The 16,044-nt window shown below is 74.7% G+C and carries 14 protein-coding genes; 9 read left to right on the top strand and 5 right to left on the bottom strand.

All coding sequences use genetic code 11. From position 1 onward, the window contains the following. Positions 1-15: 15 nt before the first annotated feature. The 3 genes from J7E94_RS23345 to J7E94_RS23335 all read right to left on the bottom strand — a co-directional run bounded on the left by J7E94_RS23345 (position 16) and on the right by J7E94_RS23335 (position 3,196). Complete coding sequence (locus tag J7E94_RS23345; protein ID WP_215018547.1) at positions 16-441, bottom strand: RidA family protein; 426 nt, start codon at positions 439-441, stop codon at positions 16-18. Between the two features lie 24 nt (positions 442-465). Continuing rightward, positions 466-2,052, bottom strand: a complete 1,587-nt coding sequence (locus J7E94_RS23340) for an alpha/beta hydrolase (RefSeq protein ID WP_215018545.1) — start codon at positions 2,050-2,052, stop codon at positions 466-468. Positions 2,053-2,164: 112 nt separating this feature from the next. Then, the gene (locus J7E94_RS23335; protein WP_215018543.1) at positions 2,165-3,196 is read right to left on the bottom strand and encodes an Rv2578c family radical SAM protein; all 1,032 of its coding nucleotides are present in this window, start codon (positions 3,194-3,196) and stop codon (positions 2,165-2,167) included. A gap of 85 nt (positions 3,197-3,281) precedes the next feature. Between J7E94_RS23335 and J7E94_RS23330 the strand changes: the two genes are divergently transcribed. The 5 genes from J7E94_RS23330 to J7E94_RS23310 all read left to right on the top strand — a co-directional run bounded on the left by J7E94_RS23330 (position 3,282) and on the right by J7E94_RS23310 (position 9,118). Continuing rightward, the gene (locus tag J7E94_RS23330; RefSeq protein ID WP_215018541.1) at positions 3,282-4,142 is read left to right on the top strand and encodes a hypothetical protein; all 861 of its coding nucleotides are present in this window, start codon (positions 3,282-3,284) and stop codon (positions 4,140-4,142) included. Between the two features lie 74 nt (positions 4,143-4,216). Further along, complete coding sequence (locus J7E94_RS23325) at positions 4,217-4,660, top strand: SRPBCC family protein (protein ID WP_215018538.1); 444 nt, start codon at positions 4,217-4,219, stop codon at positions 4,658-4,660. 274 nt (positions 4,661-4,934) lie between these two features. Then, complete coding sequence (locus tag J7E94_RS23320) at positions 4,935-5,768, top strand: M55 family metallopeptidase (RefSeq protein ID WP_215018536.1); 834 nt, start codon at positions 4,935-4,937, stop codon at positions 5,766-5,768. A 1-nt stretch (position 5,769) separates the two neighbouring features. Then, complete coding sequence (locus tag J7E94_RS23315; protein WP_374224487.1) at positions 5,770-7,119, top strand: M20/M25/M40 family metallo-hydrolase; 1,350 nt, start codon at positions 5,770-5,772, stop codon at positions 7,117-7,119. A 13-nt stretch (positions 7,120-7,132) separates the two neighbouring features. Further along, positions 7,133-9,118 (top strand): prolyl oligopeptidase family serine peptidase, encoded by a 1,986-nt coding sequence (locus tag J7E94_RS23310; RefSeq protein WP_215018532.1) that lies wholly within the window; start codon positions 7,133-7,135, stop codon positions 9,116-9,118. A gap of 63 nt (positions 9,119-9,181) precedes the next feature. Here J7E94_RS23310 and J7E94_RS23305 read toward each other — a convergent pair whose 3' ends face one another. After that, the gene (locus J7E94_RS23305) at positions 9,182-9,898 is read right to left on the bottom strand and encodes a hypothetical protein (RefSeq protein ID WP_308345429.1); all 717 of its coding nucleotides are present in this window, start codon (positions 9,896-9,898) and stop codon (positions 9,182-9,184) included. Between the two features lie 34 nt (positions 9,899-9,932). Between J7E94_RS23305 and J7E94_RS23300 the strand changes: the two genes are divergently transcribed. Both J7E94_RS23300 and J7E94_RS23295 read left to right on the top strand, forming a co-directional pair. After that, positions 9,933-10,490: a GNAT family N-acetyltransferase gene (locus J7E94_RS23300; RefSeq protein WP_215018530.1), complete on the top strand. Its 558-nt coding sequence runs from the start codon at positions 9,933-9,935 to the stop codon at positions 10,488-10,490. An 81-nt stretch (positions 10,491-10,571) separates the two neighbouring features. Next, positions 10,572-12,539, top strand: a complete 1,968-nt coding sequence (locus J7E94_RS23295) for a DUF5107 domain-containing protein (RefSeq protein ID WP_215018528.1) — start codon at positions 10,572-10,574, stop codon at positions 12,537-12,539. 251 nt (positions 12,540-12,790) lie between these two features. On the opposite strand, the gene J7E94_RS23290 is transcribed toward J7E94_RS23295, so the two are convergent. Continuing rightward, positions 12,791-13,621 (bottom strand): methyltransferase domain-containing protein, encoded by an 831-nt coding sequence (locus J7E94_RS23290; RefSeq protein WP_215018525.1) that lies wholly within the window; start codon positions 13,619-13,621, stop codon positions 12,791-12,793. A 189-nt stretch (positions 13,622-13,810) separates the two neighbouring features. Between J7E94_RS23290 and J7E94_RS23285 the strand changes: the two genes are divergently transcribed. Beyond that, a complete protein-coding gene (locus tag J7E94_RS23285) occupies positions 13,811-14,383 on the top strand; it encodes a TIGR03086 family metal-binding protein (RefSeq protein ID WP_215018524.1) in 573 nt (190 codons plus the stop codon). A gap of 113 nt (positions 14,384-14,496) precedes the next feature. Further along, positions 14,497-15,714, top strand: a complete 1,218-nt coding sequence (locus J7E94_RS23280; protein ID WP_215018521.1) for an aminotransferase class I/II-fold pyridoxal phosphate-dependent enzyme — start codon at positions 14,497-14,499, stop codon at positions 15,712-15,714. Positions 15,715-16,044 lie beyond the last annotated feature (330 nt).

Below are 16,044 nucleotides of genomic sequence, written 5' to 3'. Positions count from 1 at the left end.
CTTCCGGCCACAGCACTAGCCCCGGCCGGCGGGGACGACGGCGAAGGCCTCCACCTCCAGCAGGAGGTCGGGGCGGAACAGCGCCGCGACCTGGACCGCCGAGGAGGCCGGCAGGCGGTCCGCCGGGATGACGGCGTCGCGGGCCGCCCGCACCGCAGGGAGGTGGGCCACGTCCGTGACGAAGTACGTCAGCTTCACGACGTCGTCGAAGGTGGCGCCGGCCGCCGCCAGGCACCGGCGCAGGTTCTCGAACACCTGCCGGGCCTGGGCGGCGGCGTCGCCCTCACCGACGACCTCCCCCTGCTCGTCGAACGCGCACTGGCCGGACACGGCGACGAACCGCCCGGTGCCCCAGACGACATGGCTGTATCCGGTGCCGGGACTGACGCCTTCCGGGGCGCGGACGCGGGTGAGGTGGCTGCTCTCGGCAGTGGTGGTCATGTACACGATCCTGCCCGCTGAAGATCAGCCGCGGAAGCCCAGCAGGCCGTGCAGGGCCGCGCCGCCCGCCGAAGCCGGGACCGCGCGGGTCGCCGCCGTCGGCTTCGGGGCCGCCTGGGCGGGGCAGGTGGCGTCCGCGGCCCTGCCCGTCTTCAGGTACGCCGACACCTTCTCGTCCAGGCACTTGTTGCCGCTGAGCGAGATGCCGTGGTTCCCGCCGCCCTCCTCGACCACCAGGGCCGCGCCCTTCAGCTTCTCCCGCATGCTGAGCGCCCCCTCGAACGGGGTCGCCGCGTCCTCCGTCGCCTGGAGCAGGAGGGCCGGCGGCAGGTCGGCGTTGGTCACGTCCGGGGCCTTCAGCGGCTCGGTCGGCCAGAACGCGCACGGGGCGTTGTACCAGGCGTTGTTCCAGGTCATGAAGGGCGCCCTGGCGTGCGTGCGCCACATGTCCGCGCGCCACTGGTTCCAGTCCTTGGGCCAGGCCGAGTCCCGGCACTGCACCGCCGTGTAGACGCTGTAGCCGTTGCCCGCGGAGGGCTCCACCGCGCCGAACCGCTCGTACGCCGCCACCAGCGGCTTCGGGTCCGCCTTCACCGCGTACGCCGCGAAGGCCTCGGCGAGGTTCGGCCAGTAGCCGTTGAAGTAGCCGCCCGGCATGAAGGTGTCCTCCAGCTCGGCCGGGCCCACCTTCCCGCCCGCCGGCGCCTCGCGCAGGGCCTCGCGCATCGCGTACCAGCGCTCCTCGACCTCCTCCGGATCGGTGCCGAGCCGGTAGGTCTCGTCGTACGTCGCCACCCAGGCCAGGAAGGCCTTGTGGCGGGCGTCGAAGGCCAGGTCCTGGGAGAGGTTGTCCTCGTACCAGACCCCGCCCGGGTCGACCACGGAGTCCAGGACCAGCCGGTGCACCCGGCCGGGATGGAGCTTGGCGTACACCGCGCCCAGGTAGGTCCCGTACGAGTAGCCGAAGTAGCTGATCCGCTCGGCGCCGAGCGCTCCGCGCAGCACCTCGATGTCGCGGGCGGCCGAGACGGTGTCGATGTGCGGCAGCACGTCCGCGTGCTTCGTCCCGCAGGACTCGGCGAAGGAGCGCACGCGCTCCAGGTTGGCCTGCTCGGTGGCCTCGTCGCGCGGTACGGAGTCCGGCCGCACGGGGGTGAAGTGGCCGGCCCCGCAGTCGAGGGCCGGCTCGCTCTTGCCCACGCCCCGGGGATCAAAGCCGATCACGTCGTACTGGGCGGCCACGTCCTTGGGGAGCGCGGAGGCGACGAACCCGGCGAGCGTGCGGCCGCTGCCGCCCGGCCCGCCGGGGTTGACCAGCAGCGGGCCCTGGGAGGTCGCGGCGGTGTGGGGCACCCGGGTCAGGGCGAGGGCGATCTGCCGGCCGGCGGGCCGGGCGTGGTCGAGGGGGACCTTGAGGGAGGCGCACTGGAGCGTCGGGTAGCGGGGCGTCGCGCAGCCGGTCCAGCGCAGGGCCGCCTTCGACGGCGCCGGGGCGGCCTGTGCGGCCGGGGCCGCCGGTGCAGCCGTGACGGGGGTCGCCAGCGCGGCGGCGGCGACAGCGGTGGAGATCGACAGCAGGACAGCGGCGCGCTTCTTCAAGGGGTGCAGCATGGGGCCTCCCAGCCGAGGGTTCTGGGCGGAATCGTCCCGGAAACCACGCCTGGAAGACGGGATTGGGCTGCCTATTGGCCCGATGTGATGACCCTTCAGCGCGTCGCGCGCGTCAGAGGAGGGTCAGCTGCGTCGGTTCGGCGGGCGCGTCCACCGCGGGCCGCTCGGGGACGACGATCCGGCGGGCCGCCCCGCGGCCGTTCGGCCCGATGCCGAATTCGGCCGCCAGCCGGTGGACTTGGCGGGTGATCTGGCGCTGGTACCAGGTGGGCGCGTAGGAGCCGCCCGCGTACATCCGCTCGTACCGCTCCACGAGGTGCGGGTGGTGCTCGCCCAGCCAGGCGGTGAACCATTCGCGCGCCCCGGGCCGCAGATGGAGTACCAGGGGTGTCACGGAGGTCGCGCCCGACTCGGCGACGGCGCGCACGGTCTCCCTCAGCTGCTCCGGCGCGTCCCCGAGGAAGGGGATCACCGGGGCCATGAGCACCCCGCACTCGATTCCGGCGTCGGTCAGCGCCCGTACGGCGGCCAGCCGGGCGGCGGGGGAGGGCGTGCCGGGCTCCACGGTCCGCCACAGGGCGGTGTCGGTGAAGCCGACGGAGACGGAGATCCCGACCTCGGTGACCTCGGCGGCCTCCTGGAGGAGGGGGAGGTCGCGCAGGATCAGCGTGCCCTTGGTGAGGATCGAGAAGGGGTTGGCGCGGTCGCGCAGCGCCTCGATGATCCCGGGCATCAGCCGGTAGCGGCCCTCGGCGCGCTGGTAACAGTCGACGTTGGTGCCCATGGCGATGTGCGCGCCGGTCCAGCGGGGCGAGCCGAGCTCGCGGCGCAGGAGGTCTGGGGCGTTGGTCTTGAGGACGATCTGGGAGTCGAAGCCGAGGCCGGTGTCGAGGTCGAGATAGCTGTGGGTCTTGCGGGCGAAGCAGTACACGCAGGCGTGGCTGCACCCCCGGTAGGGGTTGACCGTCCATTCGAACGGCATGCGCGAGGCGCCGGGCACCCGGTTGACGATCGAGCGCGCCCGCACCTCGTGGAAGGTGATGCCGCGGAACTCGGGGGTGTCGAAGGTGCGCGTCACGACGGCGTCGGCGCCGAAGAGCGCGGCCGGACCCGTGGGGCCCTCTGTCAGGTTTTCCCAGCGCATGGGCGCCTCCCTCGGTAGCTCTGACCCGAGAATAGAACAAACGTTCCCATGATCGTGCAGGCCGGGAAAATCGCTGGTCAGCGGCGTGCGTGCAGTGGCAGGCTGCGTCACCATGGCGGGCTACTGGTTGACGGTGTGCCTCCCGGGCGAGGCCCGGGAGCGGCTGGAAGAGGCGGTCGGCGGGGCGCTGGCGCCCTTCTGGCTCGACAGTGACGGCGAGATCTCGGTCGATCTGCGGATCTGGGACCACTGGCGGATACGCGGAGGTTCGGAGGGGGCCGGCTACCGGATCCGGCCGGGCCACGAAGAGGATCACCGGATCATCCACGACCACCCCCGCTGGGACGGCTCCGTCGAGCCGAGCCTGCCCGGCTGGTGCGCGGGCGGCCCGCGCGGACTGCTCGAGGTGACCGGACCCTGGGAGCGGGCGGCCGCCCTCGCGCGCCTCGTCTGGGACGGCTGGCAGGAGGTGGCCCGGGCACACCCGCCCGCCCGGCCGTGGGAGGACTTCCTCCCCGAGCGGCGGCCCGGCATGGCCTACTCCGACTACAGCGCGCTGCTGGCGGCGGCCCACGAGGAGTACCTCGCGCAGACACCCGCCGCGGCCTTCCGGGACTGGGCCGCCGGGCTGCGGGTCGACTCCGGCGCGGAGGAGCTGCGCCCCAGAATCGTCGACTCCGTCACCCACGACCCGCTGGGAATGATCGGCGGGTGCACCCGCGAGGAGTTCGCCCGCCGCGCTGCGCGCTGGGCCGTAGGGTACGGCAACGTCCTCACCCTTGACGGCTGGTGGTGCGAGGAGGGCCACCCTCCCCTGCACGGCGCCTGCGACGACCCCGCGACCTGCTCGCACACCTCGTCGGCGGCGGGCGATGGCGGGGGAAGCGCGTACCTGGCCGGGCTGTCGGCCGACACCCTGCTGGTGTCCGTCCGCTGTCACGTCTGACCCGGATTTGGGCGCCCGGCCGGGAGGTGGTTGGCTTCGCCGTGACGAGCGATCACAACTCTGGAGGAACAGCTATGGCGCAGGTCGAGGCCACCACGGAGCGGATCATCGCGGCCGACGCGGAGACCGTGTTCGACGCGCTGGCGGACTACACCGGGACCCGGGGCAAGCTGCTGCCCGAGCACTTCAGCGAGTACGAGGTGCGCGAGGGCGGCGACGGCGAGGGCACCCTGGTGCACTGGAAGCTCCAGGCCACCAGCAAGCGCGTACGCGACTGCCTGCTGGAGGTCACCGAGCCCACCGACGGCCAGCTGGTGGAGAAGGACCGCAACTCCTCCATGGTCACCACCTGGGTGGTCACCCCGGCCGGCGAGGGCAAGTCCAAGGCCGTCGTCACCACCGTGTGGAACGGCGCCGGCGGCATCGGCGGCTTCTTCGAGCGCACCTTCGCGCCCAAGGGCCTCGGCCGGATCTACGACGCCGTGCTGGCCAACCTGGCCGCCGAAGTCGAGGCCTGAGCCCGGAGTTCACCGGCGGGGCCGCGCGCACCGGCCTCACCGGATCGGGTGAACTGGGGGAACCGGACCGGGCGGACGGCGCGCTCGGCGTCGTCCGCGATGTCGTCCACGGTGCCGTCCACGGCGCCGTCCACGACCTCGGCCCGGCACCCGCATCCCGCCCCGCGGCGGCCGGCCCTGGCGTGGCCCCGGGGCGGCAGGCGCCCGGAGGGCTAGGCTGGGGCCTGCGCGTGCCACCGGCCGCGCCGCGCGCTACCGACCGCCCGGGGGCCCGATGAAAATCCTCATCTCCGCCGACATGGAAGGCGCCACGGGCGTCACCTGGCCCGCGGACGTGCTGCCCGGAACCCCGCAGTGGGAGCGCTGCCGGTCGATGTTCACCTCCGACGTCAACGCCGCCGTCCTCGGCTTCTACGACGGCGGCGCCGACCAGGTCCTCGTCAACGAGGCCCACTGGACCATGCGCAACCTGCTGCTGGAGCAGCTCGACTCCCGCGTCGAAATGCTCACCGGCCGCCACAAGTCGCTCTCCATGGTGGAGGGCGTCCAGCACGGGGACGTCGACGGCATCGCCTTCGTCGGCTACCACACGGGAGCCGGCTCCGAGGGGGTCCTCGCCCACACCTACCTCGCCAACTCCATCACGGGCGTCTGGGTCAACGGCGCCCGCGCGAGCGAGGGGCTGCTCAACGCCCACGTGGTCGCCGAGTTCGGGGTCCCCGTTATCCTGGTCACCGGTGACGACCTGACCTGCGTCGACGCCGCCGGCTACGCTCCCGACGCCGTGACCGTCGCCGTCAAGGACCACGTTTCGCGCTACGCCGCCGTATGCCGGACCCCGGCCCGCACCGCCGCCGACATCCGCGCCGCGGCCAAGGAGGCCACGGCCCTCGCGGTCCGCCGCGACCCCGCGCACCGCGGCCCCTTCACCGTGGAGCTGGAGTTCGACGCCGAGCACCTGGCCCTGGCCGCCACCGTGGTCCCGGGCACGGAGCGGTGCGGGGAGCGCAGGGTCTCGTACACCAGCGACACCATGTACGAGGGGATCCGGACGTTCAAGGCGGTGACGACGGTCGTCTCGGCCGCCGTGGAGGAGCAGTATGGCTGACATGCACACCCTGACAACCGAGGCCCTGGCCGGCGCCGTGGACGCGCTCGCCCTCGACGAGGTGGTCGAGTTCACCTCGGACCTCATAAGGATCGACACCACCAACCGGGGCGGCGGCGACTGCCGCGAGCGCCCCGCCGCCGAGTACGCCGCCGAGCGCCTCGCCGCAGCCGGCCTGGAGCCGGTACTGCTGGAGCGCACCCCCGGCCGCACCAACGTCGTCGCCCGCATCGAGGGCACCGACCGCGACGCCGAGGCGCTGCTCGTCCACGGGCACCTCGACGTGGTCCCGGCCGAGGCCGCCGACTGGAGCGTGGACCCCTTCTCGGGCGAGGTCCGGGACGGCGTGGTCTGGGGCCGCGGCGCCGTCGACATGAAGGACATGGACGCGATGGTGCTGGCCGTCGTGCGGGCCTGGGCGCGGGCCGGGGTCAAGCCCCGGCGGGACATCGTCATCGCCTTCACCGCCGACGAGGAGGACAGTGCGGTCGACGGCTCGGGCTTCCTCGCCGACCGGCACCCGCACCTCTTCGAGGGCTGTACGGAGGGCATCAGCGAATCCGGCGCCTTCACCGTGCACACCGGTCCCGGCCGGGCCCTCTACCCCATCGCGGCCGGTGAACGCGGCACCGCCTGGCTGAAGCTGACCGCGCACGGCACCGCCGGCCACGGCTCCAAGCCGAACAAGGCCAACGCCGTCAGCCGCCTCGCCGCCGCCGTGGCCCGCATCGGCGAGTACGACTGGCCGGTCCGGCTCACCGACACCGTCACCGCCTGCATCACCGAACTCGCCGCGATCCACGGGCTGTCGGTCGACCCGCGCGCCCCCGGCTTCGACCTCGACGCGGTCCTCGCCGAACTCGGCCCGGCCGCCGTCCTGGTCGAGGCGACCGTACGCAACAGCGCCAACCCGACGATGCTCAGCGCCGGTTACAAGCTCAACGTGATCCCCGGCCAGGCGACCGCCTACGTGGACGGCCGGATGCTGCCGGGCGGCGAGGCCGAGTTCATCGCCACCCTCGACGCACTCACCGGGCCCGATGTGACCTGGGAGTTCCACCACCGGGAGGTGGCGCTCGAAGCCCCCGTGGACGGGCGGACGTACGCGATCCTGCGCGAGTCCGTCGAGCGGTTCGACCCGGACGGGCACGTGGTGCCCTTCTGCATGGCGGGCGGCACCGACGCCAAGCAGTTCTCCCGCCTCGGCGTCACAGGCTACGGCTTCTCCCCCCTCAAGCTGCCGCCCGGCTTCGACTACTGGGCGCTCTTCCACGGCGTCGACGAGCGGGTCCCCGTCGAGGCCCTCCACTTCGGCGTCCGCGTCCTCGACCACGCGCTGCGCACCCTGTGAGCGGGGCCCGGTGATGGCGGCGGTGACCCTGCCCTACGGAAGCTGGCCCTCGCCCATCGGCGCGGGGCTCGCCGCCTCCCTCGACGGGCGCCCCGAGTACGTCGGCACGGTCGGCCCCGAGGTGTGGTGGACCGAGCCCCGGCCGCAGGAGGGCGGCCGCCGGGCCCTGGTACGCCGCCCGGCCGACGGCGGCCCCGAGGCCACCGTGCTGCCCGCGCCCTGGAACGTGCGCAGCCGGGTCACCGAATACGGCGGCAGCCCGTGGGCCGGGGCCGAACGGCCTGCCGACGGGCCCCTGGTGGTCTTCGTCCACTTCACCGACCAGCGGCTGTACGCCTACGAGCCCGACGCGCCCGGCGCCCCCGGGCCGCGTCCCCTCACCCCTCTCTCCGTCGTCGGCGGCGGGCTGCGCTGGGCCGACCCGGTGCTGCGGGGCGGCGAAGTCTGGTGCGTGCTGGAGGAGTTCACCGGGCCCGCGCCGACGGACGTACGCCGCGTCCTGGCCGCCGTACCGCTGGACGGATCGGCAGCCGAAGACCGTTCGGCCGTCAGGGAGTTGACGGACGACCGGCACCGGTTCACCACCGGTCCCCGGATCTCCCCGGACGGGCGGCGCGCGGCCTGGCTGGTGTGGGACCACCCCCGGATGCCCTGGGACGGCACCGAGCTGCGGCTGGCCGAGATCACCTCGGACGGGACCCTGTCCGAGCCGCGCACCGTCCTCGGCGGCGCCGACGAGGCCATCGCCCAGGTGGACTGGACAGCCGGCGGGGCCCTCCTCGCGGTGAGCGACCGCAGCGGCTGGTGGAACCCGTACCGGGTGGACCCGGAGACGGGTGGAGCCGTCAACCTGTGCCCCCGGGAAGAGGAGTTCGGCGGCCCCCTGTGGAAGCCCGGGCTGCGCTGGCTCGCCCCGCTCCCCGAGGGGCTCGTCGCCGTCCTGCACGGCCAGGGCTCCTCGGTGCTCGGCATCCTCGACCCGGACAGCGGGGACCTGGTCGACGCGGCCGGACCGTGGACGGCCTGGCAGCCGACGCTCGCGGTCAGCGGGACCCGCGTCTACGGGGTCGCCGCCAGCCCGCGCAGCGCGTACGAGGTGGTCGAACTGGACACCGCGAGCGGGCACGCCCGGGTCGTCGGCGCGCAGGGCGTGGACCCGGTGGACCCCGCCTACTACCCCGAACCCCAGAGCCGGACCTTCCTCGGCCCCGACAACCGGGAGATCCACGCCCACGTCTACCCGCCGCACCACCCGGCCGTACGGGCCGCCGCCGACGAGCTGCCCCCGTACGCGGTGTGGGCGCACGGCGGCCCCACCGACCACGTGCCGCCCGTACTCGACCTGCACATCGCGTACTTCACCTCGCGCGGCATCGGCGTGGTCGAGGTCAACTACGGCGGCTCCACCGGATACGGCCGCGCCTACCGGGAACGGCTGCGCGAGCAGTGGGGCGTGGTGGACGTGGAGGACTGCGCGGCGGTGGCCCGGGCACTGGCCGCCGAGGGCACCGCCGACCCGGACCGGCTCGCCATCCGCGGCGGCAGCGCGGGCGGCTGGACGGCGGCGGCCTCCCTGGCCGCCACCGACCTGTACGCCTGCGCGGCGATCATCTACCCGGTGCTGGACCTGCTCGGCTTCGCCGAGGAGACCCACGATCTGGAGTCCCGCTACATCGACGGCCTGGCCGGACCGCCGCAGACCCTCGCCGTCCGCGGCCGCGAGCGCTCGCCGGTGGCCCGCGCCGACCGCATCACGGCGCCGTTCGTGCTGCTCCAGGGCTTGGACGACCCGGTCTGCCCGCCGGCCCAGGCGGGGCGGTTCCTGGCCGCCCTGCGGGGCCGGTCCGTACCGCACGCGTACGTTGCCTTCGAGGGCGAGGGCCACGGCTTCCGCCGCGCGGACACGATGATCAGGGCGCTGGAGGCCGAACTCTCCCTGTACGCACAGGTGTTCGGACTCGACCGCCCGGACGTCCCCCGACTGGACCTGCACCCGTAGCGGATTCCGTGGCCGAGTCGCTCGAGGTGCGGGAGACCGGGCTTCTTCACCGGCGAGTGAGGGTCAGGCGGTGCGCAGCCAGATCCGCAGCGGGCCGATGGCGCTGAAGCCGTGCCGGAGCGCCGTGTACAGGGCGTCCCCCGTCTCGTAGCCGACGACGTCCAGGTCCGGCCAGCGGGCGGCGATCGCGGCCAGGGCGCCCGTCCAGGCGGCGTCGGTGTCCCCGGCGTCGTGGGCGAACAGGTTGGACAGGCCGACGACCCCGGCGTCCGCGTTGGCCACGGCCCCGGCGACGATCCGGCCGTCCGCGCGGCCCGCGAGGAAGGCGAAGCGCTCGGTCAGCAGGGCCGGGCGGAACAGGCCGCCGCTCTCCTCGCCGTCCCAGGCGGCCTCCCAGGCCTCCAGCTCCTCGGCGGTGGTGACCGCGGACCAGTCCAGCCGCGACGTGTGGCCTGCGGGGGCGGCTCCGGCCGGGCGGTGGATCCACCGGGCGTCGAACAGCACCTCGAAGCCGGCCCCGGCCAGGTCCAGGCCGGCGAAGCTGTCCTTCACGGAGCAGCCGGGGCTGTCGGTGTCGATCCCCCGGAGCAGCTGCGGCGCGCCCACCGCCTCGTCCAGCGTCACGGCGTCCGGGTAGAACGGCGGGGTCCGGCGGGCGCTGGTCCACAGCTCCTCGCCGAGGTCGGTGGGCAGGCCGTGGGCGCGGCAGACCGCGTCGCACCAGGCGGCGTTGTTCCGTGCCGCCAGGAGCAGCTTGGTGCGGTCGTCGTTCTTGATCACACGGATGATGCTGCCATACGTCTAGCCTGGGCGGATGACCTCTTCCGCGTACCTCCGCGAGGGCGAGCGGGTGGGCCTGCGGCCCTTCCGGCTCGCCGACGGCCCCGAGTTCACCGCACGCGCGCACGAGAGCCGCGAGCTCCACTACCCGTGGCTGTTCCCGCCCGTCACCGTCGAGGAGTACGAGGGGTACGCGAGCCGGCTCATCGGGGACGAAACCCGGGCCGGGTTCCTCGTCTGCGAGCGGGAGACCGGAGCCATCGCCGGCTTCGTCAACGTCAACAACATCGTGCACGGCGCCTTCCGGTGCGGGGCCCTCGGCTACGGGGCCTTCGCGCACGCCGCCGGGCGCGGGCTGCTGCGGGAGGCCCTCGGCCTGGTCCGCGCGCACGCCTTCGCCCCGCCCGGGGAAAGCGGCCTCGGGCTGCACCGGCTGGAGGCCAACATCCAGCCGGGCAACGCCGCCTCGATCGCCCTGGTGCGCGGCGCCGGCTTCCGCCTGGAGGGGTTCTCCCCGGACTTCCTGTACGTCAACGGCGCCTGGCGGGACCACGAGCGCTGGGCCGTCACCGCCGAAATGCCCCGCCCGTAGCAGGGCCTTTGCGTAATCCTGACCGGTGGTGATCTGCGGAACCCCTGTGCACCGGCCGCCGTGGCGTGTTCCATTTCCCTCATGGCCACCACCGTCCGACGCGCCGTACTGACCCTGCCGGCCGCCCCGTTGGGGCCCGAGAACCCGCTGCCCGCCCTGCGCGCACCCGACGGAGTGCACGTACTCGACGAGCGGGCGCGCGAAGGGCTGACGCGCGGCATGGCGCGGCAGATCGGGTACGAGCCGCTGCGCTCGCTGCTGCCCGTACGGATCCTCGACGGGTACGGACGGCCGTGCGAGGAGCGGGAGTTCGAGTCGATCGTCATCGAGAACGCCCACCTGCGGGCCACCGTCCTCCCGGGCCTGGGCGGGCGCGTGCACTCCCTCGTACACCTGCCGACCGGACGCGAACTGCTCTACCGCAACCCGGTGTTCCAGCCCGCCAACTTCGCCCTCAACGGCGCCTGGTTCTCCGGCGGCATCGAGTGGAACACCGGCGCGACCGGGCACAGCACCCTCTCCTGCGCCCCGCTGCACGCCGCCGTCGTCCCCGCCCCCGACGGGGGAGCGATGGTGCGGCTGTGGGAGTGGGAGCGGCTGCGCGACCTGCCCTTCCAGGTGGACCTGTGGCTGCCGGAGGACTCGGAGTTCCTCTACGTCGGCGTCCGCGTGCGCAATCCGCACGAGCGGCCCGCGCCCGTGTACTGGTGGTCCAACACCGCCGTCCCCGAGGACGCGGGCACGCGCGTCCTGGCCCCCGCCGACGAGGCCTGGCACTTCGGCTACGAGCGGTCGCTGCGCCGCATCCCCGTACCGGAGTGGGAAGGCGCGGACCGCACGTACCCGCTGCGCAGCGAGTACCCGGCCGACTTCTTCTACGAGGTCCCGGACGGGGCCCGGCCCTGGATCGCCTCGCTGGACGCGGCCGGTCAGGGGCTCGTCCAGACCTCCACGCGGCGGCTGCGCGGGCGCAAGCTGTTCGTGTGGGGCGCGGGCGCCGGCGGCCGGCGCTGGCAGGAATGGCTCACCGAGCCCGGCACCGGCGGCTACGCGGAGATCCAGGCCGGGCTGGCCCGGACCCAGCTGGAGCACGTACGGCTGGACGCCGGGGCGGAGTTCAGCTGGCTGGAGGCGTACGGGCCGCTGGCCGCGGACCCGGGGGCGGTGCACGGCGCCGACTGGGCGGCGGCCCGGGGCGCGGTGGAGGAGGCCTTGGCGCGGTCACTGCCGGCCGACCGGGTGGAGGCGGCGTACGAGGCGTGGCGCGGCTGCGCGGACACCGAGCCGGGGGAGCGGCTGGCGGCCGGCTCGGGGTGGGGCGCGCTGGAGGTGCTGTGCGGGGGCTTCACCCTGCCCGGCACCCCCTTCGAGGAGTCCACGCTGGGCGAGCAGCAGGAGCCGTGGCTGGAGCTGTGGCGCACGGGCGTCTTCCCGGCGCCGCGCCGGGCGGCGCCGCCGGGGCCGAGCCTGGTCGCCGCGCACTGGCGGGACATGCTGGAGACGGCCCCGGCGGAACCGCTGACGGAGTACCACCTCGGGGTGGCGCAGTGGCACGCGGGTGACGTCGCCCAGGCGGTACGGAGCTGGGAGCGCGGGCTGGCGCTGGCCCCGTCGCGGTGGCCGCTGCTGCGGTGCCTGGCGGCGGCGGACGAGCTGGCCGGGGATCCGGTGCGGGCGGCCGCGGGGTACGCGGAGGCCTTCGAGGACCTCGCGGGGGAGAGCCGGGGCGGCGAACCGTGGACCGCGGCGGAGGCCGCGCTGGGCCGCGAGGCGATGGCGGCGCTGCTGGCCGCCGGCCGCCTCGCGGAGGCCCGCCGCGTCTGGGACTGCCTCCGGCCCGCCCTGCGGGAGCAGGGCCGCTTCCGCCTCCTCGCCGCGCGGCTGCTGGCCGCGGAGGGCCATGTGGCCGCGGCGCGCCGGGTCTTCGAGGACGGCTTCGAGATCCCGGACCTCCGCGAGGGCGAGGAGACCCTCTCGGAAGCCTGGTCGAGCCTCACCGACCGCCCCCTCCCACCCCACTACGACTTCCGCATGCGTCCGTCCCCGTAGGACCCGGGCGCGGCCCCACTGCCGAAAGGGGTGCAGCGCCGCTGCTGGGGCTCCGCCTCAGACCCTCCCCCAGACTTCGTCCGGGGGGACCCCCACGCCTCAAACGCCGGCGAGGCTGGATTCGGCTCGCGCCGCGGCTCGCGTGCGGGCCGGTTGTCGGGGCTGGATTGCCCGCAGGGCAATTTCAGCCTCGCCGGCGTTTGAGGCGCGGGGTTCGGGGCGGAGCCCCGGAAGCGGTGGCTGCCCGAAGCCTAGGCGCGGCAGAGAATTTCGCCGTGCAGGACCGAGAACCAGGCGTCGGGGGCCTGGCCCCAGGCGTGCCAGGCCGTGGCGATGTCGGCCAGGTCCGCGGGGGTCGCGTGGCCGCCCGCGGTGGCGAGGTCCGCGTATGCGGAGGCCGTCGTGCGGTCCGCCCACAGGGCCGACCACCAGGCGGTCTCCTCGGGGGTGGCGTAGCACCAGGCCGTCGCGGACGAGGCCACCTCCGTGAAGCCCGCCGCGCGGGCCCAGGCCGACAGGCGGCGGCCCGCGTCCGGTTCGCCACCGTTGGCGCGGGCGACCCGGCGGTACAGGCTCTGCCACGCATCCAGGCCCGGCGCGGCGGGATACCAGGTCATCGCCGCGTAGTCGGCGTCGCGCGCCGCCACGATCCCGCCCGGCCGGCACACCCGCCGCATCTCGCGCAGCGCCTGCACCGGGTCGCCCACGTGCTGGAGCACCTGGTGGGCGTGGACCACGTCGAAGGAGTCGTCCGGGAAGTCCAGTGCGTGGACGTCCGCCGTACCGAACTCGACACCGGCCACCCCGCGCTCCGCAGCGTGGGCCCGGGCCTGCGCGACCACGTCCGCCGAGGCGTCAACGGCGGTGACCCGGCCGCCCGGCGCGACCAGCTCCGCCAGGTCGGCGGTGATCGTGCCCGGGCCGCAGCCCACGTCCAGGACGGACATCCCGGGGCGGAGTTCGCCGATCAGGTACGCGGCGGAGTTCGCGGCCGTGCGCCAGCGGTGCGAGCGCAGCACCGATTCGTGGTGGCCGTGGGTGTACACGGCGGTCTCCTGGGCGGTGTTCCTTGCGGCGTTCATGGCCTGACCCCTCCTCGTCGAAGTGTGTCCCCAGCCTAGATGATCTGTTCGGTGTATGAGATAGGCGTTTTGACATGTGGACACTGCCCTTGCGGGCCAAGGGGATTGGGCAGGGCGGTGGCAGGGCCGTGCAGGGGCGAGGACAGTGGGCTCCAAGGGAAATCCCCATGGCACAGGACGGTGAGAGCCATGCCGGACACGCTGCTCGAACAGCACGCCGCGGCGCTGCGGCTCTTCGGTGAGCGGCTGCGCGCCGTCGCCGCCGACCAGTGGGACGCGCCGACCCCGTGCTCGGAGTGGACCGTGCGGGACCTGGTCAACCACGTCACCGGCGAGCAGCTCTGGATCCCGCCGCTGGTCGCCGACGGCCGCACGGTCGAGGAGATGGGCGACGCGTTCTCCGGCGACGTGCTCGGCGAGGACCCGATCGGCGCGTGGGACAAGGCCTCGGCCGCCGCGCACGCCGCCTTCGCCGCGCCCGGGGCGCTGGAGCGGACCGTGCGGCTCTCGTACGGGCCCACGCGCGGGTCGGCGTACTGCTCCGAGCTGACCGCGGACTGCGTCGTGCACACCTGGGACCTCTCCCGCGGCATCGGGGCCGACGACCGGCTGCCGGACGGTCTCGTCGAGTTCTCCATCAAGGAGGTCATGCCGTACGCCGATGGGCTGGCCGCGAGCGGAATGTACGCCGAGCCGCTGGAGGTGCCGCCGGGTGCGAACGCGCAGACCAGGCTGCTCGCGCTGCTGGGGAGGCGGGGCTGAGGGGCCGCCCGGCCGGCCAGGCGTCGATAAGAGGCATTTCGCCTTGAATAATCGTATAAAGGGTCAGCGGGGCGGTGGTCGGTGAGCGCGGAACGCGGGAAGGGGTGGCGGGGATGCAGCGCACGGCGGCGGAAGGCCGTGGTCCGGTCCGGTACGGCCCACCCGCGCCCCAGCCGGGCCTCCCCGTCCTGCCAGAGCTGCTCTCCGTCCTCGCCGCAGCCGCCGGACGCTCCGCCCCCGAGCCCGCGGGCGGCGGCGGACCCGTACGCGAGGCCGCCTGCCGGTACTGGACGCGCCGCGGGCTCCCCACCGCCCCCGACCACGTGGCCGCCGGCCCCGGCGCACCCGCGCTGCTGCTCGCACTGCTCGGCGCGTACGGGGGCGACGTCATGCTGCCCCGGCCCTGTCCCGCCTGGTGGACCCCGCAGGTACGGCTGCTGGGAGGGCGGGCCTACCACGTGCCGACGCCGGCCGAGTGCGGCGGCGTACCGGACCCCTACGCGCTGCTGGAGACCGTACGGCGGGTGCGCGCCGAGGGCGGCGACCCGCGCGTGCTGCTCCTGTCGGTCGCCGACGACCCGACCGCGTCCGTGCCGCCGCCCGAGGTCCTGCGCGAGGCCTGCGAGGCCGCCGAATCCGCCGGGCTCTTCGTCGTCAGCGACGAGAGCTGGCGCGACACCGTCCACCGGCCGCACGACACCCTGGTGCTGAGCCCCGCCGAGATGCTCCCCGACCGGGCGGCCGTCCTCGTCGACCTGTCCGGCGCGCTGTTGCCCGCCGGCTGGCCCGCGGCGGTGGTCCGCTTCCCCGACACCCCGCGGGGGACCTGGCTGCGCGCCCGCACCCTCGACGTCCTCACCGCCACCGGCGCCCTGGTCGCCGGCCCTGTCGCCGGGGCCGCCGCGCACGCCCTCGACGAACCGGACGCCGTCGTCGGGCGGGCCCACGCGGCCGCCGCGCTGCACGGCGCGGTCGCCGCCGCCGCCCACCACGAGCTCCTCGCCGCCGGGGCGCTGGCCCGGCCCCCGCAGGCCGGCCGCCACCTGTACGCCGACCTGACCCCGCTGCGCGCCGGACTCGCCCGGCACGGGGTCGGCGACGCCATGGAGCTGGAGGACTGGCTCGGCGGCCGGCTCGGCGTGCCCACCCCCGGCGGGCAGCGGTTCGCGGACGAACTGGGCGCGCTGCGGGTGCGGTTGTCCACCGGGCCGCTGCTGGGCGCCACCCCGGAGGAGCGGCTGGCCGCGCTCACCGCCAGGGACCCGCTCGCGCTGCCGCATGTACGGAGTTCCCTGGACCTCCTCGGATCGGTCCTGGCGGGGCTGGCCTGATGCCCGAACCGGTGAACGGAGACTTCCTGATGAGGAATGGGCCCGACGCCCCCGCCCCGCCCCCGTCACTCACTGCCGCCCTGCCCGCCTCCGGCCAGTCTGCCGCCGCCGCCCTGCCCGCCTCCGGCCAGTCTGCCGTCGCCTTGCCCACCGCAGGCTCCGCGGCCCCGCGCTCTGCGTCCCCTGGCTCTGCGTCCCCTGGCTCTGCGTCCCCGCCCCCGGCAGACTCGGCCTCCGCCCTCCCGGGCTCCGCCGGCCAGGCCACCGGAGTCCCCGACCCCGCTGCCCAGGCCCTCACAAGCCCCGCCTCGGGCCCCGCAGCCCCGGCCC

The organism is Streptomyces sp. ISL-94 (assembly GCF_018614075.1).
Lineage (GTDB): Bacteria > Actinomycetota > Actinomycetes > Streptomycetales > Streptomycetaceae > Streptomyces.
The sequence above is the reverse complement of the archived record's forward strand: the minus strand, read 5'-3'. Positions and strand labels throughout refer to the sequence as shown.

Bases quoted from the DNA above. Each gene is read 5' to 3' on its own strand.
- J7E94_RS23345 (WP_215018547.1), bottom strand. From the start codon at position 441: ATGACCACCACTGCCGAGAGCAGCCACCTCACCCGCGTCCGCGCCCCG.
- J7E94_RS23340 (WP_215018545.1), bottom strand. From the start codon at position 2,052: ATGCTGCACCCCTTGAAGAAGCGCGCCGCTGTCCTGCTGTCGATCTCC.
- J7E94_RS23335 (WP_215018543.1), bottom strand. From the start codon at position 3,196: ATGCGCTGGGAAAACCTGACAGAGGGCCCCACGGGTCCGGCCGCGCTC.
- J7E94_RS23325 (WP_215018538.1), top strand. From the start codon at position 4,217: ATGGCGCAGGTCGAGGCCACCACGGAGCGGATCATCGCGGCCGACGCG.
- J7E94_RS23320 (WP_215018536.1), top strand. From the start codon at position 4,935: ATGAAAATCCTCATCTCCGCCGACATGGAAGGCGCCACGGGCGTCACC.
- J7E94_RS23315 (WP_374224487.1), top strand. From the start codon at position 5,770: ATGCACACCCTGACAACCGAGGCCCTGGCCGGCGCCGTGGACGCGCTC.
- J7E94_RS23310 (WP_215018532.1), top strand. From the start codon at position 7,133: ATGGCGGCGGTGACCCTGCCCTACGGAAGCTGGCCCTCGCCCATCGGC.
- J7E94_RS23300 (WP_215018530.1), top strand. From the start codon at position 9,933: ATGACCTCTTCCGCGTACCTCCGCGAGGGCGAGCGGGTGGGCCTGCGG.
- J7E94_RS23295 (WP_215018528.1), top strand. From the start codon at position 10,572: ATGGCCACCACCGTCCGACGCGCCGTACTGACCCTGCCGGCCGCCCCG.
- J7E94_RS23290 (WP_215018525.1), bottom strand. From the start codon at position 13,621: ATGAACGCCGCAAGGAACACCGCCCAGGAGACCGCCGTGTACACCCAC.
- J7E94_RS23285 (WP_215018524.1), top strand. From the start codon at position 13,811: ATGCCGGACACGCTGCTCGAACAGCACGCCGCGGCGCTGCGGCTCTTC.
- J7E94_RS23280 (WP_215018521.1), top strand. From the start codon at position 14,497: ATGCAGCGCACGGCGGCGGAAGGCCGTGGTCCGGTCCGGTACGGCCCA.